At 59.8% G+C, this 23,772-nt stretch carries 22 protein-coding genes; 18 read left to right on the top strand and 4 right to left on the bottom strand.

Annotated elements, in window-relative coordinates:
• Positions 1 to 12: 12 nt before the first annotated feature.
• From ACIX9_RS13180 to ACIX9_RS13170, 3 genes are all read left to right on the top strand, one after another.
• The gene (locus ACIX9_RS13180) at positions 13 to 786 is read left to right on the top strand and encodes a hypothetical protein (protein WP_013580982.1); all 774 of its coding nucleotides are present in this window, start codon (positions 13 to 15) and stop codon (positions 784 to 786) included.
• Positions 783 to 5,273 (top strand): translocation/assembly module TamB domain-containing protein, encoded by a 4,491-nt coding sequence (locus ACIX9_RS13175; protein WP_013580981.1) that lies wholly within the window; start codon positions 783 to 785, stop codon positions 5,271 to 5,273. The genes ACIX9_RS13180 and ACIX9_RS13175 overlap by 4 nt, the downstream gene beginning before the upstream one ends.
• Before the next feature lie 537 nt (positions 5,274 to 5,810).
• On the top strand, positions 5,811 to 6,677 hold the full coding sequence (locus tag ACIX9_RS13170) for a UbiA-like polyprenyltransferase (protein WP_013580980.1): 867 nt from the start codon (positions 5,811 to 5,813) through the stop codon (positions 6,675 to 6,677).
• 108 nt (positions 6,678 to 6,785) lie between these two features.
• Here ACIX9_RS13170 and ACIX9_RS24820 read toward each other — a convergent pair whose 3' ends face one another.
• A complete protein-coding gene (locus ACIX9_RS24820; protein ID WP_013580979.1) occupies positions 6,786 to 7,103 on the bottom strand; it encodes a CsbD family protein in 318 nt (105 codons plus the stop codon).
• A gap of 66 nt (positions 7,104 to 7,169) precedes the next feature.
• Positions 7,170 to 7,319, bottom strand: a complete 150-nt coding sequence (locus ACIX9_RS25855; protein ID WP_013580978.1) for a lmo0937 family membrane protein — start codon at positions 7,317 to 7,319, stop codon at positions 7,170 to 7,172.
• Positions 7,320 to 7,468: 149 nt separating this feature from the next.
• Between ACIX9_RS25855 and ACIX9_RS13160 the strand changes: the two genes are divergently transcribed.
• The 9 genes from ACIX9_RS13160 (at position 7,469) to ACIX9_RS13120 (ending at position 14,955) form a co-directional block, all read left to right on the top strand.
• Positions 7,469 to 8,335: a prephenate dehydratase gene (locus tag ACIX9_RS13160; protein ID WP_013580977.1), complete on the top strand. Its 867-nt coding sequence runs from the start codon at positions 7,469 to 7,471 to the stop codon at positions 8,333 to 8,335.
• A gap of 240 nt (positions 8,336 to 8,575) precedes the next feature.
• Positions 8,576 to 11,026: an endopeptidase La gene (gene lon / locus ACIX9_RS13155; RefSeq protein ID WP_013580976.1), complete on the top strand. Its 2,451-nt coding sequence runs from the start codon at positions 8,576 to 8,578 to the stop codon at positions 11,024 to 11,026.
• A 195-nt stretch (positions 11,027 to 11,221) separates the two neighbouring features.
• Positions 11,222 to 11,659 carry a DUF6321 domain-containing protein gene (locus tag ACIX9_RS13150; protein WP_013580975.1) on the top strand — a complete coding sequence of 146 codons (438 nt, stop codon included), beginning with the start codon at positions 11,222 to 11,224 and terminating at the stop codon, positions 11,657 to 11,659.
• A gap of 22 nt (positions 11,660 to 11,681) precedes the next feature.
• Positions 11,682 to 12,020 carry a MoaD/ThiS family protein gene (locus ACIX9_RS27535; RefSeq protein WP_013580974.1) on the top strand — a complete coding sequence of 113 codons (339 nt, stop codon included), beginning with the start codon at positions 11,682 to 11,684 and terminating at the stop codon, positions 12,018 to 12,020.
• A complete protein-coding gene (locus tag ACIX9_RS13140) occupies positions 12,010 to 12,453 on the top strand; it encodes a molybdenum cofactor biosynthesis protein MoaE (RefSeq protein ID WP_013580973.1) in 444 nt (147 codons plus the stop codon). The genes ACIX9_RS27535 and ACIX9_RS13140 overlap by 11 nt, the downstream gene beginning before the upstream one ends.
• A 106-nt stretch (positions 12,454 to 12,559) precedes the next feature.
• On the top strand, positions 12,560 to 13,468 hold the full coding sequence (locus tag ACIX9_RS13135; RefSeq protein ID WP_232298714.1) for a VWA domain-containing protein: 909 nt from the start codon (positions 12,560 to 12,562) through the stop codon (positions 13,466 to 13,468).
• A gap of 60 nt (positions 13,469 to 13,528) precedes the next feature.
• A complete protein-coding gene (locus tag ACIX9_RS13130; protein WP_198152099.1) occupies positions 13,529 to 13,735 on the top strand; it encodes an AbrB/MazE/SpoVT family DNA-binding domain-containing protein in 207 nt (68 codons plus the stop codon).
• Entirely contained in the window at positions 13,732 to 14,067 is a 336-nt protein-coding gene (locus tag ACIX9_RS13125; RefSeq protein ID WP_013580970.1) for a type II toxin-antitoxin system PemK/MazF family toxin, read from the top strand. The genes ACIX9_RS13130 and ACIX9_RS13125 overlap by 4 nt, the downstream gene beginning before the upstream one ends.
• A 12-nt stretch (positions 14,068 to 14,079) precedes the next feature.
• A complete protein-coding gene (locus tag ACIX9_RS13120) occupies positions 14,080 to 14,955 on the top strand; it encodes an inositol monophosphatase family protein (protein WP_013580969.1) in 876 nt (291 codons plus the stop codon).
• A gap of 46 nt (positions 14,956 to 15,001) precedes the next feature.
• On the opposite strand, the gene ACIX9_RS13115 is transcribed toward ACIX9_RS13120, so the two are convergent.
• Together ACIX9_RS13115 and ACIX9_RS24815 are read right to left on the bottom strand one after the other, a co-directional pair.
• Complete coding sequence (locus ACIX9_RS13115; protein ID WP_157477542.1) at positions 15,002 to 15,517, bottom strand: hypothetical protein; 516 nt, start codon at positions 15,515 to 15,517, stop codon at positions 15,002 to 15,004.
• 46 nt (positions 15,518 to 15,563) lie between these two features.
• A complete protein-coding gene (locus ACIX9_RS24815; protein WP_013580967.1) occupies positions 15,564 to 16,832 on the bottom strand; it encodes a PAAR domain-containing protein in 1,269 nt (422 codons plus the stop codon).
• Positions 16,833 to 17,011: 179 nt separating this feature from the next.
• Between ACIX9_RS24815 and ACIX9_RS13105 the strand changes: the two genes are divergently transcribed.
• From ACIX9_RS13105 to glyS, 6 genes are all read left to right on the top strand, one after another.
• A complete protein-coding gene (locus ACIX9_RS13105) occupies positions 17,012 to 17,272 on the top strand; it encodes a 4Fe-4S dicluster domain-containing protein (RefSeq protein ID WP_013580966.1) in 261 nt (86 codons plus the stop codon).
• 146 nt (positions 17,273 to 17,418) lie between these two features.
• The gene (recO, locus tag ACIX9_RS13100) at positions 17,419 to 18,165 is read left to right on the top strand and encodes a DNA repair protein RecO (RefSeq protein ID WP_013580965.1); all 747 of its coding nucleotides are present in this window, start codon (positions 17,419 to 17,421) and stop codon (positions 18,163 to 18,165) included.
• Positions 18,166 to 18,202: 37 nt separating this feature from the next.
• Complete coding sequence (locus ACIX9_RS13095) at positions 18,203 to 19,408, top strand: glycosyltransferase family 87 protein (protein ID WP_157477539.1); 1,206 nt, start codon at positions 18,203 to 18,205, stop codon at positions 19,406 to 19,408.
• The gene (locus ACIX9_RS13090; protein WP_013580963.1) at positions 19,398 to 20,501 is read left to right on the top strand and encodes a vWA domain-containing protein; all 1,104 of its coding nucleotides are present in this window, start codon (positions 19,398 to 19,400) and stop codon (positions 20,499 to 20,501) included. The genes ACIX9_RS13095 and ACIX9_RS13090 overlap by 11 nt, the downstream gene beginning before the upstream one ends.
• 62 nt (positions 20,502 to 20,563) lie before the next feature.
• Positions 20,564 to 21,538 carry a glycine--tRNA ligase subunit alpha gene (locus ACIX9_RS13085; protein WP_013580962.1) on the top strand — a complete coding sequence of 325 codons (975 nt, stop codon included), beginning with the start codon at positions 20,564 to 20,566 and terminating at the stop codon, positions 21,536 to 21,538.
• 149 nt (positions 21,539 to 21,687) lie between these two features.
• Positions 21,688 to 23,769, top strand: coding sequence for a glycine--tRNA ligase subunit beta (gene glyS / locus ACIX9_RS13080; RefSeq protein WP_013580960.1), 2,082 nt, complete (start codon positions 21,688 to 21,690; stop codon positions 23,767 to 23,769).
• Positions 23,770 to 23,772: the final 3 nt, after the last annotated feature.

The following is a 23,772-nucleotide window of genomic DNA, read 5'->3' as shown; positions in this document are numbered from 1 at the left end:
GCAGCGGCGTACATGGATATGCGGCATCACAATTCGGCGCTGAAGATGGGTATGCTTACTCTGCTCGCTTTCCTCACGTCTGGTCCTCGCCTATTGGGTCAGGCGGCTGTTTCCGGTTCTTCCGCAGCCCAGAGCCAGGCTCGTAGCCCTATCGTGCCATCGGGTGATGGGATCACTGTTGATCAGGTCGTTGCCGTCGTAAACGGAGACCTAATTCTTGAGAGTGATGTGGCTGAGGAGAGGCGCTTCGGAGCGTTTCAACCGTTCAGCAATCCAGAGGGAACTTACAGCCGTGAAGAGACAGTACAACGGCTTATCGACCGCAGTTTGATTCTTCAGCAGGCAAGACTTCAGCCCGATGATGCGGTAACGAAGGAGCAGGCAACCTCTGAGCTGAATGAACTGCGCGGGGTGATCCCGGCCTGTAAGCAATATCGTTGCGAGACAGATGCCGGCTGGCAGAAGTTTGTCGAGGCACAAGGCTTTACGGTTGCAGAGCTAACGAAACATTGGCAGCAGAGGATGCAGGTGCTGAAATTCATCGAGGTGCGCTTCCGCATGGGGATACGCATCACGCAGCAGGAGATCAAGGATTATTACGACAAGACTCTGCTGCCTGCTTATGCAAAACGGAAGGCGACGGCACCCAAGTTGGACACGATATCCGACCGCATCCAGGAGATTCTTCTGCAGCAACAGGTCTCTAACCTGCTGGGTGACTGGCTGAAGACGCTGCGGGCACAGGGATCTGTGCGCGTGATGACCGCGAGTGGGGAGGCGTCATGAGCGAGTTCGATCAACCGGCCGGAGAGCCGGAGGAGCTGCAAAGTCCGAGTAAGCGCAAGAGTCTCGCGGGCCGTTTTGGCCGGGGTCTAGCGTGGCTGGTCGGCGGATCTCTGCTGTTTCTTATACTGCTGTTGGCGGGTGCTGCTTATTACACGACGACGGCAGATTTCCAGAGACGGGTCGGCAAGGAAGTCGTAAGCGTGCTGGAAGATTCGACGGGTGGACGTGTCGATCTGGGAAGAATCACCTTCAATCTATGGCAACTCGCCATTGAAGCGGATGGGCTGGTTATTCATGGCCTTGAAGGGCCCGGAGAGGCTCCCTACCTTTCGGCTGACAAGATCCTTGTAAGGGTGAAGATCTTCGACTTCCTCAAGCGCACAACGGGCACTGGTAAGAGAACTTACGTCGGGTTGAATCTGCTGCGCATTGAACAACCGCACGTCCACCTCATCATCGATAAGGACGGCAAGACAAACCAGCCGGTGCCGAAGCACACGACACCCAGTAATGAACCGGTGATCGACACGTTGCTTGATCTGAAGGCTCAGAAGGTTGAACTCGTCAATGGCTTGGCGGCTCTCAACGACAAGGCAATTCCATTCAACCTGGCTGCGAAGGATCTGCAGGCCGAAGTTCATTACATCGCATCTTCCGATCGTTATGGGGCGACAATCGATCTCAATGACTTGGTGACAGAGATGCAGAAGGAGCCGGAGGCTCAGTCGAAGTTGCATCTGGTTGCGGAGATCGGAAGAGATGCGGCTGACCTAAAAGAGTTCAGCTTCCATACCGGTGCCACCTCCGACCTTACAGCGACTGCTTCGCTCAAGAACTTCAGTTCTCCGGAGTGGTCCACCAAGCTGGATGGCTCTCTCGAACTGAAACAGATTCAGGTTCTCTCAGGCGTCGATGGGCTGGACGCGGGCTCCGTCGAATTACACATCGCCGGGCATAACTGCTACGTCGCTCCTACGGTGGCGCAGAAGCAGCCGACCTCGTTGTTTCATCGCCTGCGCAGCAAGCATGAAGCTGTGGCGGCCGCGCCGAAGACTTTGCCTCCCGACCCGGATTGCCAAAAGGGGTACCTTCTCGTCGGGTCGGCCAAGTTGCATAACGCAGGCTACCGGGACCAGTATGTGAAACTGCATGACATCAACGGTGGCGCGGACCTTCACATCACACCGACGCAGCTTCTGTTCACCGCGCTCACCGGTTACCTACCAGGCGGCGGCAGCGCGAAGGGTGAGTTGAAGATCAACAACTGGCTGGGCGAGGTCCCGGCTAATACTCCGACGAGCTCTCCGACTGTTGCTGGCGCGACCACGACCGCAAACAAGACATCCGCGGCGATCGTCGGGCAGCCGGTGGTGTCGGCTTCTCCTACGGTCGCGCCGGTGGCGGCTGCACAGGCTTACCTGACTGTTGTTGTCGACAAGATCTCTCTCAATACGATTACTGCTGTTACCGCCTCCAAACAGTATGAAAAGCTTGGGTTCGACACGTCCATTTCCGGACCGGTGACCGTGGAGTGGGGTGGGCCGGCAACCGACATTGCGGACACTGTGGTTGTGGATGCGGATCTGAAGCTGGGGCCGGTAGGTGCGCATCGTGGGCGGGATATTCCAGTTACAGGTCAAGTGCTGGGCCACTACGACGGCAAGAGCGAGACGGTGCTGCTCAAGCGGCTGGTTGCGAATACACCGCAGTCAACGCTGACGGCAACTGGGATACTTGGCGTAAACGTGGGCGATCCACTGACTGCGTTGAACGTGGATCTTTCCGTGCGTGACCTGGGTGAGTACGACACGCTGCTGAAGACGCTTGGCCTGTCTGGAAACGGCAAGACTGGATCAGCGGCTATCCCGGTTACGCTGCACGGAACGGCTGCCTTCCACGGCACAGCTCGCGGTGCGATTGCGAAGCTGGATGTGAAGGGTCATCTGGAGGCTAATGATCTTGAGGTGCGACTCGGAGACTTTCAGGCGGCGGTCACACCTCCTCCGGTTAAGCCCAATCTCATCACAGCCGCTCTCAGCAGTGGCTCTGCGCCGGCACCTCCTCCTGCTTCGTCGCAATCGACCGACGTGCACATCGACTCATTGGTAGCGGATGCGGAGTACACGCCGGCCGGGCTGGCGGTGGCTAGTTCCACCATCAAACAGGGAACGGCGGTGCTGAATGTTGCGGGCTCCTTCAAGCCTCGTACCGTCTATAAACGGCGAGTTGCGACCTATGTCTGGGACGATGGGACTACGGTCGACGTCAAGGTGCAGCTTGGTAACGCACAGGTGGGCGACGTGCTCGCTATCGCGGGCCAGCAGCAGAAGATTCCTGTAACTGGAACCATCCAGGTCAATGCTCATGCGGTTGGAACGTTGAAGACACTGGCCGGCGGTGGGTCGGTGTCGCTGGTCAACGGCGTCGCTTACGGCGAGCCGTATGAATCGGTGAATGTAGATGCTACGGTGCAGGGCAAGCAGATCGAGGCGTCCCGGGTGCAGTTGAAGCTGCATGGGATGACGATCGGCGGCAATGGCGGGTACAACATGGCCAGCCAGCAGCTTCATGCTCACATTGCAGGCGACAATCTGGTGCTTTCAAAGTTCAAGTTGGTGCAGGATGCCAAGGTCAATGCGGACGGCACCCTCTCTATCGTGGCGGATGCCAATGGGACTGTGGAGCAGCCCGGGTTGAAGGCCAGTGTAAAGCTGGCGAATCTGGTAGTCAGTGGGGCTGCGATCGGGCAGGCCGCGATCGACGCTCATAGTGAAGGCAAGGTCGTTTACTATACGGCGAACTCGACGCTGGTGGGAGCGACGATTACGGCGAATGGACAGACTGAGCTGACCGGAAACTTTGAGACCAAGGCGCATCTGACGATGGCCGGTCTTGATGTGGCCAAGCCTCTGGAGTTGTTCCAGCCGGGTGGGCTGAAGGCGACCTCTAATATCGCGGGAACTATTGACGTCAGCGGGCCGGCGAAGCTGCCGATGCAGTTGACGGGGCGGGCGGTGTTCAGTCCATTGAGCGTGACGTCGCAGGGGTTGACCTTCCAGGCGGCAGAGCCGCTGGCGATCGGGCTGAAGAATGGCCTGGCGACGCTGGATGCGGTCCACATCACGGGGCCTGACACGGACCTGAAGGCAAGCGGCACGGCGCAGGTGTTCGGTGCGGTGAATCCCAAGACCAAGCAGCCGGATAGCTCGAGCGGCAAGCTGGACGTGCAGACCGAAGGCAGCGTGAGCATGGCGCTGGTCCATACTCTGGACCCGGACCTGATCACGAGCGGGAAGACGACCTTCGCGATTGGCGCGGGCGGAACGATCGGCGATCCGCAGTTGACGGGCAAGGTGCAGTTTGTGGCTGTCAATGCGGCCGTCAATGGGGTTCCAAATGGGCTGACGAACATGAACGGGACGTTGATCTTCAACGAAGACCGGTTGAATGTGCAGTCGCTTACGGCGACGACGGGGGGTGGGCAGCTGAGCATCGGCGGGTTCCTGACGTATCGGAACGGGCTGTATGCGGATCTGACGGCTACGGGCAAGACGGTTCGGGTACGGTACAACGGGCTCAGCTCGACCGCGGATCTCAATCTGAAGCTGCAGGGCGGCCCGCAGAGTGCCCGGCTGAGTGGCTCGGTGCTCATCACTCGGTTCGGTGTGGGCGCGGATGTTGATTTCGCTGCCTTCGCTGGATCTGGGGGCGTGAGCGCTCCGCCTGATCCCTCAGCTGCGTCCAACAAGATCCAGTTGGATGTTCACATTACCAGCTCTCCGCAGCTCGACTTTCAGAACAGCTATGCGAAGCTGGCCGGGACGGTTGACTTGACGGTTCGTGGAACTGTCGCGGACCCGACCGTGCTGGGCAAGGTCCAGATCACGGATGGCAGCGCGACGTTCGCGGGAACGAATTATCAACTGCAGCGCGGAACGATCTACTTCAGCAACCCGGTACGGATCGATCCGACGATCGACCTGGACGTGACGGCTCGGGTTGAGACCTATGACGTGACGGTCGGCTTACATGGAACGGCGTCAAACCTGAAGCCGACGTACCGGTCTGAGCCGCCGCTGACAGAGGCTGACATCTTCTCGCTGCTGGCCCTGGGGCGGACGCAGGAGGAGGCGTCGCTGTACTCGCAGCAGCAGCAGCAGGCGGGGACCGATCCGACGACCAGCTCGATCCTGGGCGGGGCGCTGAATGCTACGGTGAGCAGCCGGGTTTCGAAGCTGTTCGGGGTCGGGAGCGTGAAGATCGATCCCTCGTATGTAGGTGCTCTGGGGAACTCGTCAGCACGTATTACGGTTCAGCAGCAGCTTTCGCGGCAGTTGAGCCTGACGTATGCGACGAATGTGAACTCCTCCGCGGAGCAGTTGATCCAGTTGCAGTATGACCTGACGCCGACTCAGTCGGTGGTGGTGACGCGCGATGAGAGCGACGTGTTCAGCATTGTGTTCAAGATCCATAAACGGTATCGGTAAGGGGTACTCCCCCCTCCCCCCCCGTTTTGGTTCAAAGTCTTCAAAATAAATGAGTTAGGTCCGGACATGTTTGGTCTGGACCTAACTCATTTTTGTTGCTTTGTTTGTGTATTTCTTGCTGTTTCTATTTTATCAAGTTGCGTGGGGTAAATACCCCAACTATTTTTTGGGCGTAAGTGGTTTTGATTGTTTGGGTTATGGGGTATTTTGGTGTTCGACGGGCTTGACAAGCCAGTTTGCGGGTGTTTCCTGGAAAAATAGTTGTAAGTTGTGCTTTTTATTACGGTTATGCCGGGTTGGTGCCCGGGGCTAAAGCCCCCAATCGTGGGAGACCCGGGACGGGGGACTAAAGTCCCCCTCTAATCCGAACGGCAACGGCAACGGCAACGACAACAGCAACGGCGAAGACGGTGGTGATGCCCAAGGCAACGCGACGGATGGACGGCGTCGGTATCGGTGAGGGCCGACAGTGGCAACAAGCGACCGCTGGGGCGGAGGGCGAGATGGGATAGCCGCGCCTCGGCCTAGAATAGAGGGATGGCTTCTTTGGTTCGGAATACGGCGGTTACGTTGGAGATGATCAAGTGGGAACACTCGATCTTTGCGTTGCCGTTTGCGTTGACGGGTGCGGTGCTGGCGGCGGGTGGATGGCCTCCGGCGGTGAAGCTTTTGTGGATCGTGGTGTGCATGGTCGCGGCGCGGTCGGCGGCGATGGCGTTCAACCGGCTGGTGGATGCGACGCTGGATGAGGCGAATCCGCGGACGAAGATGCGGGCGATTCCGGCCGGGCAGTTGAGCTGGGGATTTGTGGCGGGGTTTGTGGTGGTGAGCTCGGCTGTGTTCCTGGTGGCGGCTGCGATGCTGAACCGGCTTACGCTGGAGCTTGCGCCGGTAGCGCTGGTGGTGGTGCTGGCTTATAGCTATATGAAGCGGCTGACGCGTTGGTCGCACCTGGTGCTGGGGCTGGCGCTGGGGATTGCTCCCTCGGCTGCATGGATCGCAGTTACCGGTTCACTTGATCCGAGGATTATTGTGCTGACCGGGCTTGTGATGCTTTGGGTGGGCGGGTTCGATGTGCTTTATGCCTGCCAGGACTTTGAGCACGACCGGGCTGTGGGGTTGAATAGCGTTCCGGCGGCTTTTGGGCTGGAGGGGGCTTTCTGGATTGCGCGGGTGATGCACCTGGGAGTCGTGGGGTTGGCAATTTGGCTGGATCGGTTGTTTGGGCTTGGGGTGGTGGGATATGTGGGGACGGCGATTGTGGCGGGGCTGCTGGTTTATGAGCATTGCATTATTTCGCCGAGGGATCTGCGGCGGATGAATGCGGCTTTCTTTTTGTTGAATGGGATTATTTCTGTGGTGTTCTTTTTGTTTGTGGCTGGTGCTGTTGTGGTGCGGCGATAGAGTGAAAAGCTAACCACAGAGGGCGCGGAGAGAAAAGCTGAGAATACAGAGGAAAGACGAGAGGCCACCCGGTTGGGTGGCCTCTTTAGCGTCTGCGTTGCGCCATGCTTAGTCGTTGGCTTTGTGTTCGAGGTTGTGGAGGCCGCGCTGGATGCTCTCTTTTGCGCTTTCGGCGGCGTTGGTTACGCTATCGCGGAAGCTGTGGGCGTTCTGCTCGGTGTGGAGCTTTGCGTCCTCTGCGTCACGGCTGTGGTTGAGGTTGCTGGCGGTATCTTTTACGCTGCCCCAGGCTTCCTTTGCATGGCCCTTGACCTGATCGGCTGCGCCTTCGTTGGCGAGAGATTGATTGTTGGTCGCTTCACCGAATGCCTGCTTGACGCTGCCCTTAACCTGGTCGAGTACGCCTGTTGCTTTGTCTTCATTCATGGCCGATTCTCCTTGTTGCCTGCTGCTGTATAGGATGCGATTGAGTGGCTTCGCGTGGCCGGAGCGTTAGAGGGCTCGTCGGCCGGAGAGCAGGTTGAAGATAAGCACGATGACGGCAAGGACGAGCAGGATGTGAATCCAGGAACCAAGCGTGTATCCGCTTACCATGCCGAGCAGCCAGAGGACGACGAGGATGATTGTGATAGTCCAAAGCATTTGATATTTCTCCTGAGAGCTGGGCCATAAGGTCGACCTGAGCTTTTTGCTACAGGCCGTGCGGCCGTCATGTGGTAAGGTGCTTCGACTGATAGTCAGGTTGTCTTATGAAGCAGGAATGTTAGGTTTGTTTGTGAGGTCAAGAGCAGATGTGGGGTGAGGCAATCCAGGGCGGTGCAGGGTCCGTAAGCCGGGTCGCGATTCAAGGTGAGTTGGGATCGAACAGCCATATGGCGGCGCTGGGGATGCAGCCGGCGGATGGGGGAGAGCTGAGGATTGTGCCGTGTGGGTTATCGGCTGAGGTGATCGAGCGGCTGGCCAGCGGGGAGGTGGATTCGGCGGTGCTGCCGATCGAGAACAGCCTGCATGGATCTGTGTCCGAACACTATGATCTTCTGCTGCAGCACGAGGTGAAGATCACGGCGGAGAGCCTGCTGAAGATTCGGCATAACGTGATTGTGGCTCCGGGGGTGAAGCTGAGTGAGATCAGGAGGGTGATCTCGCATCCGGTGGCTTTGAGCCAGTGCAGACGGTGGCTGCGGGCGAATGGGGAGATCAGTGCCGAACCTTTTTATGACACGGCGGGGAGCGTGAAGGAGATCATGGCGAAAGGGCTGCGGGATACGGCGGGGATCGCGCCGGAGCTTGCGGCGACGCAGTACGGTGGCGAGGTGCTGGTGGCCGGCGTGGAGGATCATGCGGAGAACTACACGCGGTTCTATCGGCTGGTGCGGGCTGGGGCGGTTGGGGTGGAGGACGCTGGCGCGGACAAGATGAGTGTGGCGTTCAGCGTGTCGCATGAGCCGGGGACTCTGATTGCGGCGCTCGAGGAGTTTCGGCGGGCGGGGATGAATCTGACGCGGATCGAATCGAGGCCGGTGCCGGGGCGGCCGTGGGAGTATGTGTTTTATGTCGACGTGCGGTTTGAGGGGGAGGGGCAGGCAGATGGGGTGCTGGCGGCACTGGGGCGGTCTTGCGAGATGGTGAGGGAGTTGGGGCGGTATCGGGCGGCTTGAAGGCGGTGGCTAGTGATTAGGAAGATTGTTTTGAAATGAGGGTCGGGGTGGGGCTCCGATTGCATCCGAATCTTGTGTGAGCCACGTTACGGAGGTAATGTGGTCGGGCCGGTGCGCCGATAGGCGGAGGGGCGGGGCTTTTCTGTGTGCGACGTTTCCTGATATGCTGCATCGAATAGCTGATAACTTGATAACGTTGCACTCAAGTTGAGAGACAATGGTTCGAGAAGGGTAGGGAGTATGCCAAGCGATTTCGTAAGCGTGATTAAGCCGACCGGGGTAAAGACCGGTGAGGTTGTGGGTCAGGGTGAGGTTGGACGTGGCGCGATTCCGGTGCTGCCGGTTCGGGATACGGTGCTGTTTCCTCATGCGGTGCTGCCGCTGACGGTGGGGCGTGAGAGCTCGATTCAACTGATTCAGTCATTGGGTGAGGAGAAGACGATCCTGGTGGTGGCGCAGCAGGATGCTCGCCTGGATACGCCGGAGGGGACCGATCTGCATAGCGTGGGAACGCGCGCGACGGTGCATAAGGTCGTCAAGATGCCGAACCAGAGCCTCTTTGTGTTTACGGAGGGCAATGAGCGGGTGCGGCTGGGTGAGTTTACGCAGTTGATGCCGTTTATGACGGCTGAGTATGAGATTCTGAGCGAAGTTGAGCCGGAGAAGACGCCGGAGCTCGAGGCGTTGCAGCGCAATGTGGTGAGCCAGTTTCAGCAGATTGTGACGTCTTCGCCGACGCTGTCTGACGATCTTCAGACAATTGCGATCAACATCGACGAGCCCGGACGGTTGGCGGACTTTATTGCGTCCAGCCTGCCGTTTTTGACGACGACCGACAAGCAGGAATTGTTGGAGACCTCTTCTGTCAGTGCTCGGCTGGAGCGGGTGAACAAGCATCTGGCGAAGGAGCTTGAGGTTCAGCAGCTCCGGAACAAGATTCAGAGTGAGGTGCAGGACTCGGTGCAGCAGTCGCAGCGGGACTACTACCTGCGCGAGCAGATGAAGGCGATCCAGAAAGAGCTCGGCGACCTGGATGATACGCAGAAGGATATTGCGGAGCTGAAGGAGAAGATCGAGAACGCGGGGATGCCGGAGGAGACGCAGAAGGACGCGCTGAAGGAGCTGGCGCGGCTGAGCCGGATGAATCCGGCGGCGGCGGATTATTCGCTGACGCGTAACTACGTGGAGTGGCTGGCGGTTCTGCCTTGGGCCAAGACCTCGTCTGGCGAGGTGGATATCTTGAAGGCGAAGGCCTTCCTGGATGAGGATCACTACGGGCTGAAGAAGGTGAAGGATCGCATTCTGGATTATCTTTCTGTGCGGCGGTTGAAGCCGGATATGAAGGGGCCGATTCTGTGCTTTGTCGGGCCTCCGGGCGTGGGTAAGACCTCGCTGGGTAAGTCGATTGCGCGTGCGCTGGACCGGAAGTTCTCGCGGATTTCGCTGGGCGGTATGCATGATGAAGCGGAGATTCGCGGGCATCGGCGGACGTATATCGGCGCGCTGCCGGGGCAGATCATTCAACACCTGAAGAGAGTTGAGGTGAAGGACCCGGTGTTCATGCTGGATGAGATCGATAAGCTGGGCAGGGACTTCCGGGGAGATCCTGCGAGTGCTTTGCTTGAAACGCTTGATCCGGAGCAGAACAATACGTTCCGGGACAACTATCTGGATCAGCCGTTTGATCTGAGCAAAGTGCTGTTTATCTGCACGGCGAACCAGTTGGATACGATTCCGGGACCGCTGCTCGACCGTATGGAGATCATTGAGCTGACGGGCTATACGGAAGAGGAGAAGGTTGCAATTGCGCAGAAATACCTCATTCCGCGGCAGATCAAAGAGAACGGCGTGCCGGACGACATGATGGAGTTTCCGCAGGAGTCTGTGGCTCTGGTGGCTCGGCATTACACGCGTGAGGCTGGGGTTCGTAAGCTCGAACAGCAGATTGGCACGGTGTGCCGGAAGCTGGCGCGGAAGATCGCGGAGGGTCGTACGGAGAAGCTGGTCATTACTCCGGAGATCATTCACGAGTTCCTGGGCGGCATCAAGGTGCGCGTGGATACGGAGATCGCAGAGCGGACGAAGCGGGCAGGCGTTGTGGTTGGCCTTGCGTGGACTCCGGCGGGCGGCGATATTCTCTTCATCGAAGCGAACAAGATGAAGGGGAAGGGCGGCTTCAACATCACGGGGCAGATTGGCGATGTGATGAAGGAGTCGATGCAGGCTGCGCTGACGTGGGTCCGCTCGAACGCGATTGGGCTTGGGCTGGATGAGGACTTTACGAAGGATCTCGACCTGCATATCCATGTGCCGGCTGGTGCGATTCCTAAGGATGGTCCGAGTGCCGGTGTGACGATGGCGACTGCGCTGGTGAGCCTGCTGACGGATAAGCCGGTTCGGCCACTGCTTGCGATGACGGGCGAGATTACGTTGAGCGGCGATGTGCTGCCGGTCGGCGGAATCAAGGAGAAGTTCCTGGCGGCGAAGCGTGCCGGGGTTCGAGATGTGATTCTGCCTGTGGACTGCAAACAGCAGGTGGATGAGGACCTGACGCCGGATCAGACGGAAGGGATTACGATCCACTACGCTCGGCGGATTGAGGATGTGCTGGCTGTGGCTCTGCCGAAGAATCTCGTTGAGGAAGTGCAGGACGAGGAGGTTCGGGAGGAAGTGCTGCAGGCTGCTGTGTAAGGCAGTCGCGGCGATTCTGGAAGCGAACCACGGAGAACACGGAGTGAAATACGAGGGCACGGGGGATATCCCCTGTGCCCTTTTGTTGGTCGGTCTTCTGTGAAACCAAGGAGATTTGGGCGTGATGGAAATTGCTTGCTGAGGCTGTGACGGCGAAGGCGGGGACAGCATCTGAGGGTCGCATGAGGAGGTTTTATGGCGACGAAGAAGACATCAGCTAAGAAGACATCAGCTAAGAAAACGGCAGCGAAGAAGGCTCCGGCGAAGAAGATTGCCGCGAAGAAGGGTGCGGGGAAGCCGCCGAGCCGGAAATCGGTTTCGTTGACGAAGGAAGGTAAGGACCCGAAGGGTGGGCTTACGGCTGCGGGGCGGAAGACTTATAACGACGCGACCGGAGGGCATCTGCAGGAGGGGGTGAAGGGGAAGGCGGATACGCCGGAGAAGAAGAGGCGGAAGGGATCGTTTCTGACTCGGCACTTTACGACTCCTCCGGGACCGGTGGTGAAGGATGGCGAGCCGACTCGGCAGGCGCTGCAGGCTGCGGCCTGGGGTGAGCCGGTGCCTAAGACTGAGGCGGAAGAGAAGAAGCTGGCAGCTAAGGGGCGGAAGTTGCTGGCGGAGGCTAAGGAGTGAGCTGTAGTTCCGCTATGAGCCCATGTCCCAGAAGCGGGACATGGGGCACCCAATTGTGTCGGTCCATAATGCGGTGGGATATGCTGAGTTGGTGATCGTCAGGGTGCTTTATTTCGGGGTTTTGAAAGATTTCGTCGGGGTGGCGGAGGAGTCGATGCATTTGGATGTGGGAAGCCGTGTCGGGGGGCTTGTACGCGATTTGGCGGGGCGCTCGTCTAAATCAGGTGAGGGGTTAGGTGGGATGATGGGGTCGATCGCCGTGGCGGTGAACCGGGAGTATGCGGGGATGGAGACCGTATTGAACGACGGCGATGAGGTGGCGTTGCTGCCGCCGGTGAGTGGAGGGTGTTGTGCGGGTTGAGATTCTGGATGAGGTGCTGCCGACGGATGCGGTGATGGCGGAGATGAAGGCCGGGGCGGATGGCGCGGTGTGCGTGTTCGACGGAATTGTGCGGGACAATACGCGGGGGCGGAAGACGCTTTATCTGGACTATGAGGCTTATCGGGAGATGGCGCTGACGCAGATGGAGGGGCTGGCTGCGGAGGCGATTGTGAAGTTTGGGGTGCGGGATGTGGCGTTGCTGCATCGGCTGGGGCGGTTGGTGGTGGGTGAGACGAGTGTGCTGATTGTTGTGGCGAGCGCTCATCGTGGGGCGGCGTTCGATGCTTGTAGGTGGTTGATCGATACGTTGAAGAAACAGGTGCCGATCTGGAAGAAGGAGACGTTTGTGGATGGGGTGATTTGGGCGGATGGAGAGCCGTTTCCAACAGAGGTTGCGCTGAATGGGAATTGATTTCAGGCCGGTTTAGCGAAGGCTGCATTGTCCAGTTGTGAGTTGTCAGTTTTGAGTGTTGAGTTAAGGCGGGCGTTCGTTGAGAGTTTTGGGTTGGGGTTTGGTCGTGGCTTGCGGGGTTGGTGGGGGGCAGGCGCCGATTGAGCGGCGGGCTCCGGAGCAGGCTGTGACGACGCTGAAAGCTGAGTCTCGGCTGGTGAATGTGGCGGTGAATGCGGTGGATGCGCAGGGGGCTCCGGTGGGGGGGCTCTCCAAGGCGGATTTTGTGATCTCTGAGGACGGGGTGGCGCAGAAGATTGCGTTCTTTGAGAAGGAGTCGGCTACGCCGCTTTCGATCGTGATGGCGATCGATGGGAGCGAGAGTGTGGTGACGAATGATCGTCTTGAAAAAGAGGCTGGGAAGAAGTTTGTGAGGGCGTTGCTCAGGGAGCAGGATGAGTTCGACTTGATGGATTTCTCCGATACGGTGCGAGAGGTTGTGTCGTTTACGAACGATAAGAAGCGGATTGAGAATGGGTTGAATGAGTTGAGGAAGGGCGATGCGACCGCTGTGTATGATGCGGTGTATCTGGCTTCGCAGCGGTTGGGGGAGACCAATGCCGGAGGTGGGCGGCGGCGGGTGCTGGTGTTGATTACGGATGGGGATAACACCGTTCATGGCGTGGGGTATGACCAGGCGGTCGAGCAGGCTCAGCGCGCGGGTGTGATGGTGTATGCGCTGATCGTCGTGCCGATTGAGGCGGATGCGGGGCGCAATACGGGTGGGGAACATGCGCTGATCCAGATGGCGACGGATACGGGCGGCAATTACTACTATGTGAACGATCCGCGGGATCTGGCTAAGGTGTATGCGAAGGTGTCGGATGATCTAAGGACGCAGTATGTGCTGGGGTACTATGCGCCGGAGAAGACGGTGAAGAGCCGGCGGGATGGGTATCGGAAGATTGGGGTGTCGCTGGTGGATTCGCAGGGAGTGAGTTTGCGGTATCGGACGGGGTATTATTCGAGTAAGTAGCGGAGGCGTGCGATGCATGTGACGAGCTTGCAAAGAGTGGACGGGGTACTGATGATGGAGGTGCCAGAAGCTCTCGAACGAGAGTTGCATCTTCATGATGGGTCGACTGTGGAGGTTGGCGTAGAGAGTGGTCGGGTTGTACTCTCTGGCAGCAAGGCACCCAAGTACACGATGCAGGAGTTGCTGGACCAATGCGACGGCGAGATGGTCCGCAGCGAAGAGGATGAGGCTTGGTTGAATGTAGCCTCGGTTGGCCGGGAGATTTGAAACGCGGTGAGATCTACATGGTCTCCCTGGAACCGACGCAGGGGCACGAGCAGCGTGGGTTCCGCCCAGTTCTTGTGATCTCGCCGGATGAATTCAACCGTTTGACGCGGGCTCCGATGGTGCTGCCGATTACGAACGGTGGGGGTTTTGCCCGGAGGTCAGGTTTTGCCGTTTCGCTTGACGGCATGGGATTGAAGACTACGGGCGTAGTCCGCTGTGATCAGTTGAGAGTACTTGATCTGGAAGCCAGGAATGCTCGGCTTGTTGAGTTGGTGCCGCGAACGACGGTCATCGAAGTGCTCAGCCGGATGCAGGCAATTTTTAGTGAATAGTCAGGAGTTTGTGTGAGTGAGTTTTTGTTGGCTGGTGTGGCGGAGGGGATTGCGCGGGAGGCTGGGGCGCTGCTGCGGGAGTTCTATGCGAAGGGCGTTGCGATGGAGTACAAGGGCGACGTCGACCTGGTGACTGAGGCGGATCGGGCGAGTGAGGCTTTGATCAAGGCTCGGCTGAGCGAGGCGTTTCCGGAGCATGGTATCTATGGTGAGGAAGGGACTCGCGAGGGGTTGGAGCGGGAGTTCCGTTGGTACGTCGATCCGTTGGATGGGACGACGAACTTTGCGCATGGGTTCCCGGTGTTCTGCGTGGTGCTGGGGTGTGAGCGTCGGGCTGCGGGACTAAGTGCGGATGAAGATGGCGAGATGGTGGCGGGGGTGATCTATGACCCGCTGCGGGATGAGGCTTTTGTGGCCGAACGGGGCAAGGGCGCGTGGCTGAATGGGAAGCGGATTCATGTGTCGAAGGCGAAGACGTTGCAGGAGTCGCTGACGGGGACGGGTTTTCCATCGAGCAAACGGCATGAGAACCCGAACGTGCATTTCTACCAGGAGATGACGCTGCGGTCGCATGGGGTGAGACGGGCTGGGTCAGCCGCGCTGGACCTGGCTTATGTGGCTTGCGGGAGGCTGGATGGGTACTGGGAGTTCAAACTGAATCCGTGGGATACGTCAGCTGGATATTTATTGGTGGAGGAGGCGGGTGGAACGGTGACGCACTTCGATGGGGGCAAGTTCACGCTGGACTCGCGCGAGGTGTTTGCGACGAATGGGCTGATCAAGGACGAGATGCAGCATATTTTTACGGAGATGTTTGCGGGGCGGGGGATGGAGCGGATTCCTACGCCGGCGGAGTTTCGGGCTCGGCGGGAGACGAGCGAGCCGTAAAGCGCATGAGAGGGTTCTGGCTGTGCCGCGGCTCTGGTGCTTCGGTTCAGTTGGCAGACGAGTACTTCTTCGCGGCTTCTGGGTGCTTTGCCCACCAGTCATTCAGGATCTCCAACATCTTCTGGCGATGCCAGACATAGGCTGCGTCGCGTAGATTCTTGAAGCGCTTCATGGCCTGATCTGTTGGGATTGAAGTATCGGCGAGATCCAGCCGCAGATAAAGGCGTGGTTCGAGTTTGGCGATGGATTGTTTATTCCAGGGCAGAGTGCGTATGTCGAAGACGGCTCCGGCGGTCTCTTCCGGGTGATCGTGTGCGGTCTGATCGATCTGCTGCTTGATCTCCGCTTTGGTCGTGAGGAATGGTGCGGCTCCGGGCATGATCAAGCCCCATACGTGGAGGATGTGGTCGCTCTCCGCGTACTGGAAGTCAATGCCGCCCATGGTTCCGAAGAACTCCTTGCCGTTGTCACTGATATGCGCCAGGGAGTCATGATCGAATGCGGCCCATGCTGCGACATAGCGATAGGCATCGCCGTGAGTGAGGGTTGAAGAGAGGGGCAAGGTCATGATCCTTTCAGCGGGGTGAGCCGGGGTTGGAAGAGTGGCGCTAAGAACAATTGCAATCGCGAGGGCCAGGTGCCTGAGGCATGTACTTGGCGTAGATGGAGTCGAGGCTATGGGCGTTGATGGGGTTGAGCTGCGGTTCATTGATGTACCCGGTGGGGGTTGGGTCGTTATCGGCGTTGGTGGCGCTCTGGAAGGCGGACTGTGCGCCCTTCATGGCGGCGGGCACGGGGTCGGCAACGTTATTAAGCTTGGAGTAGACGGGCCCGACCGGCCAGCCCTGTACGGCAGTTCCGTAGGCGCTGATGTTGACCTTGGAGAGAGCCTGGCTGACTTGAGCGGGCGACATATCGCCCGCGAGCATGGCAGACTTGGCGTGGTCGAGCGCCTCCTGTGTGGCGAGGCCGCCTCTGCTGTGGACGATGAGGTTGAGCGGGTCGGGAGGGTCTTTGGAGGCGGCTCCATAGACAAGATCGGTCAGGGTGCTGACCTGCTTCGAGTCGGAGGTCTTGGAGATCTCGTCGACGGCCTGATCGAGGTCAGGGAGCATGCCTTCTGTGGCTCCGTAGATGCCGACGACCTCAGCACAGGTCTGGTTGGCGATGTTCTGCATGGTGGCGCACATGGAGGCACCGTCGCCGGCGAACTTGGTGTTGATGCCGTTGGCGAAGTAGACCTTGGGGATAGTCTTGGATGGGTCGGGGCATTTGGCTGGGCGGACGCCGGGCGCGGTGGCGACGGTGCCGGGCTCTGTGGGCTGGCAGCCTGAGCCGATGACCTTTCCGTCGTAGGGGAGCTGGGTGGTGTCGTGCGGGGAGTGGTCCAGGAGGAAGGCGCGGGTGCTTTTCTTGCCGGCAAGAAACTGAGCTGCGAGTTGGATGGTTTTGGCGGTGAGAGCGTCGATGGCTCCGGTGCCGGCAGCATAGACGGATGCGATGGCCTTGTTGAAGTCCTTGACGATTGCCGCGGCGAGGCCGGCGACGATGCCTCCAAGGCCACCAGCGCCGGGTGACGGGGAGCCGATCTCTCCGATCATGACGGTGGGTTCACCGAGGATGATGACGCCGCCGTGCGCGGTCATATCTCCCATGCGGGCTGCGGGGAGGAAGTTGATGAAGACGCCTGCGGAGCCTTTGACGATGATGTCCGGGGGGCCGACACAGGTGACCATGTTGGTGACGGTGGCGGCGGGCAGGAAGCCGATGAGGACGGTGGGCGCGCCGGGAGGCAGGATGGGTCCGCCGACGTGTGGGACGAGAACCGTCACCATCGGACAGGTATGCATGTCGGTGACCCTTGCTGCTGGCGGCATGGTCGGAGGCTTCGCTTTCCTGAGTTTGCGCTTGCGGATGATTCTACGGGAGGCGAATGGATTGGGGTGAAAATGTTGGGTATGGGGGAGGGGAATGATTTTGGTTTGGGTTGCTGGTAGAATCTAGTCAAAGTTCAGGTTCAATCGATTTTAGATTTGGGTTAAAGGGAGAGTTTGAGATGGCGTATGTGATTGCGGAACCGTGCATTGGGACGAAGGATTCAGCGTGTGTGGACGCTTGCCCGGTGGATTGTATTCACCCGAAGAAGGATGAGAACGGCTACTCGGATGCGACGCAGCTTTTTATCGATCCGGTCGAGTGCATCGATTGCGGCGCCTGCGTGCCGGTTTGCCCGGTCTCGGCGATCTATGCCGGGGACGATCTGCCTGAGAAGTGGGCGGAGTATCAGGATAAGAACGCGGCTCACTTCGGTCGGTAGGTTTTCAGATTTGTCGAGGCGCGCGGCCCTTTGTGGCCGCGCGTTTTGCTTTTGTGGCTGGGAGAAAACTACTGAGATTCTTCGCTGCGCTCAGAATGACCGACGCGGAGGGGGAATGACGGTGCGGGCGGACTAAGGAGGTCGGGGTGAAGGAAGGCAGGATCGCGGTGCGGGTGGGTGAGGCGATCGTGCTGCGGACCTGGCCGTTTCATGAGGCTGATCTGCTGGTGAGTTTGTTTACGCGGGAGTTTGGGAAGGTGAAGGGGATCGCGCGTCATGCGATGCGGTCCAGACGGCGGTTTGGCGGGGCGCTGGAGCCGATGACGCATGTGAAGGCGACGTGGGCGGAGAGGCCGAAGCAGGAGCTCGTCAGGCTGGATGCGTTTGAGATTATGAGCTCGCCGATGACGGCGAAGATTGATTTTGTGCGGCTGGCGGGGCTGGAGCTGGTGGCGGAGGTGCTGGACGAGCTGCCGGATGGGGCGGTTGAGGATGCGGTGTTTCGCCTGGCGCTGGCGGTGACGGGGGCAATGGAGGTGGGTCGGGTCTGGATGCCAGTGACGTATTTTTGTCTGTGGATGACTCGGCTGATGGGGTGGATGCCGGAGCTGGGACGGTGCGTGGTGTGTGGGGAGGATCTGCGGGGGCGGACGGTTTGGTACTCGGGGGTGGCGGATGGGGTGACGTGCGCGGATGATCGGCGGCCGGGGAGTGTGGGGTTGGGGGCCGAAGCGGTGGCGGAGGCGCTGAGGATGTTCAAGGGGACGGTGCAGGACCTGGGGGCGGAGGAGTGGCCGAAGGAACGTGGGGTGGCGCTGCGGCGGTTCGCGGTGGAGACGCTGGAGCGGCACCTGGAGAAGAGGCTGGTCAGTGCGCGGGCGCTGGCGCGATAGACTTGGAGTTCCTGAATTCATTGTGATGGGTGGTGCTTTGAGGCTTCCGAGAGCTTTGCGGGTGTTCTGGGCTGGGTCGGTGGGGATGTTTCTGCTGACGTGGCTGCGCGGGTGGCTGGAGGCTCGGGCGGGTGTGCCGCGGAATGGGTGGGACCCGCTGGATGAGCCGCTGTTTGGGGATCTGCTGGAGTATGTGCCGACGCTGAAGCTGGTGCATACGAGCGCGTTCTGGGGCAATCCGGTGACATCGCCGGTGGCGTATCCACCGTTTGGGGCGGTGCTGTTTCGGGGGCTTTATCTGGGTGGGCATCCGGTGGCGGTTTATGTGGTGATTGCTGCGCTGGCTGCGGGTGTGGTGGTCTGGGGGGTGGTTCGGGCGCTGCGGGCGGAGGGGATTGGCTGGGCTACGGCGATCTTGTTTCCGGTGACGGTGGGGCTAGTCTCTTTTCCGATACGCGGGCTGGTGGAGCGGGGGAATGTCGAACTGCTGCTCTGGATCTTTGCGGCTACGGGGAGCTGGCTTTATGTGCGGGGGAGGAACGATGGAGCAGCGGTGCTTTGGGGGCTCGCAGCGGGGGTGAAGCTATACCCGGTGATCTTTCTGGCGCTGCTGCTGCCGAGACGGGCCTGGCGGGCGTTTGGGGTGGGGGTGGGGACGTTTGTGGGGGCTACGGTGGCTTCGATGATTTACCTGGGACCGACTGTGGGGGAGGCGTGGCGGGGTTCGCTGAAGAATGTGTTTGGTTACCAGGGGATTCGGGTGGCGGAGTGGAGCCTGCATGAGCTGGTGGCGAACCACTCATTCTTTGGGCTGGTAAAGTTTGTGGCGACGCTGATGGGGGTGGCTCCGGGGCGGTTGACGGGGCCCTATTATCTGTGCGGGGCTGTCCTCTTTGCGGTGGTGTTCTTTGGGCGGGTCTGGAGGCTGCCGGTGGCGAACCAGTTGCTGATGGTGAGCCTGTTCATGGTGATGCTGCCGCCAATCTCATACTTCTACACGCTGGTGCATCTGTATGCGCCGTTTGTGGTGCTGATGCTGGTGGCGGTTCGGGCGGAGAGGCTGGGGGTCAAGGTGCCGGGGCTGGGTGGGGCGCTGGTGCTGTTTGTGCCGGTGTTTGGGTCTGCGGCGTTGATGACAGCTCGGACGGTGTATGTGTTTGGCGGGCTTGTGCAGGCGGTGGTGTTGGCGGTGTTGTTCTGGTGTTCGGTGCGGTACCGGTTTGAGGTGGTCGATGAGGGCTAGATCGCTGATAGGGCTGGTTGTCTTGTTTGCCGCGATCGGTGCGGGCGGGCAGACGAGCGTGCCAGGTGCGCCTGAGGTGGGGACGGCGGGGGATGCGGCGCTGCCCACGCTGCACGTTTATACGAACCTGATCCAGATTCCGACCTTAGTGTTGAGTCCTTTACGGGGTTCGATGGGGCGGGTGGCTGAGGACCGCTTTCTGATGAGCGTGGACTCCGGGCCACTGTTCAAGCCGACGCATGTGCGGGAGGAGGGGAACGATCCGATCTCGCTGGTGGTGCTGCTGGACCCGAGTGGGGAGGCGTCGGGGCTGATGGACGAGGTGCGCCAAAGGCTGGCTAGGCTTGCGCCGGGGCAGCTTCAGGCGCGAGACAGTATCTCCATGTACGTGATGAGCTGCGGGCTGATGCGGACGGGGTTGAACGTCCCGGTGGATCGAGCCTCTCTACAGATGGCGGCGGACCATGCGATGACCGAGGTGAAGCGGGTGCAGGGAAGGCATGGATGCCGCCAGGGCGTGGGGCTTTGGGATGCGATGGCGATGACGGTGAAGCAGGCGTCGAAGCTGCCGGGGCGGCGGGTGATGCTGGTGGTCTCGGATGGGCAGGACCGGGGAAGCCGGACGAAGTGGCCGGAGGTTCGGGAGTATGCGCAGAGCCAGGGGATTGCGGTGTTTGGGCTTTCCACGACGGGGAGCATCCCGAATAGCCTGAGTGGGCGAGGGTCGGGGCGCTCGGCGTTGCCTGGCTACACTTCCACCGAAACGAACGAGGATGCGTTTAACGAGCTTTGTGAGCTGACCGGTGGAATGCGGTTATATGCGCAGGAGATTGAGGTTGGCTCGGAGTTGAAGCGGCTGGTGAAGCTGCTGCGGGAGCGGTACATTGTGGAGTTTCCGCGGAGTACGGGGATTGGGGCCGGGAAGCATGACCTGGTGGTGACGATCAGCAGGATGAATGCGTTTGTGAGGCCGGCGGGGATCTCCGTGCCGCTGCCGGACCCGAAGATTCTGGCCGATCCAATGACGTTGCCGAACGATTTGACGAAGGAGCCGGTGGGGGGCGAGCGGCGGATTCTGGTGCCCAAGCAGTGAGAAGAGGGCTGGGCGTTTAGAATCGGGTGATTGCCTGTTTCAGAAGAGAGACGCGAAGACCGATGAGTGCGATTGCGACAAAGAGTGGTTCCCTCAAGGCGGGGGCGCTGACGTTTCAGGAGTTGGTGTTTCGGCTGCAGAGGTTCTGGGCGGAGCGCGGGTGCGTGCTGCAGCAGCCGTATGACAGCGAGGTTGGAGCTGGGACGATGAGCCCGGATACGTTTCTGCGGGTGCTGGGGCCGAAGCCGGTACGGATTGCGTATGCGCAGCCGAGCCGCCGGCCTGCGGATGGTCGGTATGGTGAGAATCCGAATCGTCTGTTCCGCCATACGCAGATGCAGGTGATCCTGAAACCGCCACCGGTGCGGGTGCAGGAGTGGTACCTGGAGTCGCTTGAGGCGATCGGGATCGACCTCAAGGAGCATGACATCAAGTTTGAGGAAGACAACTGGGAGTGGCCGGTTGGCGGCGCGTGGGGCGTGGGCTGGCAAGTAATGCTCGACGGGCTGGAGATCACGCAGTTCACGTACTTTCAGCAGTGCGGCGGGATGGACCTGGACCCAATCTGCGGGGAGATCACGTATGGGCTGGAGCGGATCGCCGGGTTCCTGCAGGATGTGGATTCGATCTATGACATTGTGTGGGCGGTCGAGCCGGATACCGGTAAGGAAGTGACGTACGGCGAGATGCGGCTGGCGGAGGAGGAACAGTTCTCCAGCTATGGGTTTGATTATGCGGATGTGAGCTCGCTGTGGAAGCATTTGGGGCTTTATGAGGAAGAGTGTTTGGGACTGCTCGATAAGGCCAAAGGCATGGACAAGATGGAGGCGCTGGAGTTGAAGCGGTTTCCTGTGCTTGGGGCTTACGAGCTGGCGCTGAAGTGCTCGCAGTTGTTCAATTTGCTGGATGCTCGTGGCGCGATCTCTGTGACGGAGCGTGTGGGCGTGATGGCGAGGATTCGGACGCTGGTTGTGGGTGTGGCTAAGGCTTATGCGGCGCAGGGTGAGTTGGTTGCGAAGGATTTTGCTTCAGCTTAGGAGTAGTTGAACATGTTCGAATTTTTGTTTGAATTCGTGCTGGACATCTTCTTTGATCCGTTTCTGTGGGTTGAGTGGATGAACGATCGACGGGATAAGCAAAAAACGAATGTAACGCTCGAGGCAAGTAAAGGATTGGGTACGAGTTGATGGCGGATTTTCTGTTTGAGATCGGGTTGGAAGAGGTGCCGGCGCGGATGATCGCGCAGGCTGAGGCGGAGTTGCTGAAGCGGACGGTGGGTCTGCTGGAGCGTGAACGCCTGGTTGCGGGTGCGGTGGAGGCGAAGAGCTACTCGACTCCGCGGCGGCTGGCTGTGGTGGTGAAGGGCGTGCTCGCGCGGCAGGAGGATGTGTCCGAGGAGGTGCTTGGACCGGCTACGAAGATTGCGTTCAAGGATGGGCAGCCTGGGCCTGCGGCGGTGGCGTTTGCGAAGAAGAATGGCGTGGAGGTTTCTGCGCTGCGTGTGGTGACGAATGCCAAAGGTGAGTATGTCGCTGCGACTTCTGTGAAGGCTGGACGGTCTGCTGCTGCTGTTCTGGCGGAGGAGTTGCCGAAGGAGATTGCGGGGATCTACTGGGCTAAGAATATGTACTGGCGCGCGGGGCGGCCGGAGCGATTTGTGCGGCCGGTGCGTTGGCTCGTGGCGCTGCTGGGCGATGAGATTGTGCCGGTTTCATTCGGTGGTTATGAGGCTGGACGCGTGACGTATGGGCATCGGGTTTTGTTTGGGGATGCGGCGATTGCGGTGACTCCGGCGAGCTATGTCGAGGAGCTTGCGAAGGCCTCTGTGATGGTGGATGTTGAGGGTCGGCGGCATGTGATTCGCAAGGCGCTGGATAAGGTTTGCAGGACGGCTGAGGGGACGCGGTGGCGGGAGGATCATGGGCTCGTCGACAAGATGACGCACATGACGGAGTGGCCGAGCGTGATCCTGGGTGGTTTCGAGAAGGAGTATCTGGCGCTGCCCGAAGAGGTGCTGGTGACCGTGATGCGGGATCATCAGAACTACTTTGCGGTGGAGAGTGCTGACGGCAAGCTGGCGCCGCATTTTCTTGCGGTGCTGAATACGGTGGCCGATGAGACGGGGCAGGCGGTGATCCGTCATGGCAATGAACGGGTGCTGCGGGCACGGTTCAACGATGCGCGGTTCTTCTGGGAGTTCGATCAGCGGGTGCCTTTGGAAGAGCGTGTTGCGCTGCTGGAGAATGTGACGTTCCAGAAGGATCTGGGGAGCTATGCGGCTAAGTCCGTGCGCGTTGGGGCGTTGGCTTTGAGCCTTGCTGCGACGGTGCCGGGTGTGGATCTGGAGGCTTTGAAGGCTGCTGCTCGACTGGCGAAGACGGATCTTACGACGGAGCTGGTGAAGGAGTTTACGGAGCTTCAAGGTGAGGTCGGCGGCCTTTATGCGGAGGCTCAAGGCGTAGCGCAGGCGGCTTGCAATGCGATCTATGACCAGTATCGGCCGGTGTCGACGGAGGACAGGATTCCGCGGACGGTTGAAGGGCAGTTGCTGGCGATGGCGGATAAGGCGGATACGATCGCTGGGATGTTCGGGCTGGGGCTGGAGCCGACGGGGTCCAAGGACCCGTTTGCGCTGCGGCGGGCTGCGAATGGGATTGTGAAGATCCTGGGCGAAGGCGCAACCGGGCTGGGGATTGGGCAGGTGGTCAGGGCTGCCGTCGGGGATAACCTGGTGCTGGTGCGGAAGCTTGAGGTGTTTTTTGCGGAGCGGCTGGAGTTCTATCTGCGCGAGGCCAAGGGGCAGGCTTATGACGTTGTGGCTGCGGTGCTCGGGGCTGGGGCGGATGATGTGCGGGATGCCGTGGCGAGAGCGGAGGCTGTGACGGCGGTGCGTGGGTCTGAGGACTTTGCTGCTGTGAGCGCGGCTTTCAAGCGGATGAAGAATATCCTGGCTCAGGCTGCTGAGAAGGGGATTGCGCCTGGAACCGCCGTGGATATCTCTCTGCTGAAGGATGGCGCGGAGCTTGCGTTGGCGGAAAAGGCGGCGGAGGTCAAGCCGGAGGTTGCTGCGCTTCGTGGTGCTCATGAGTATCGCGGTGCGTTGGAGTTGATTGCGACCTTGAGGCCGCAGGTGAATGCTTTTTTTGAGGCTGTGATGGTGATGGACCCGGATGAGGCTGTGCGGGCGAATCGACTGGCTTTGCTGGGGAAGGTGCTCGGAGACTTTGGCGGGATTGCGGAGTTTTCTGAGATTGTGGTCGCGGGGTAAAGC

Source organism: Granulicella tundricola MP5ACTX9 (genome assembly GCF_000178975.2).
In the GTDB taxonomy this organism is placed as follows: Bacteria; Acidobacteriota; Terriglobia; order Terriglobales; family Acidobacteriaceae; genus Edaphobacter; species Edaphobacter tundricola.
The sequence above is the reverse complement of the archived record's forward strand: the minus strand, read 5'-3'. Positions and strand labels throughout refer to the sequence as shown.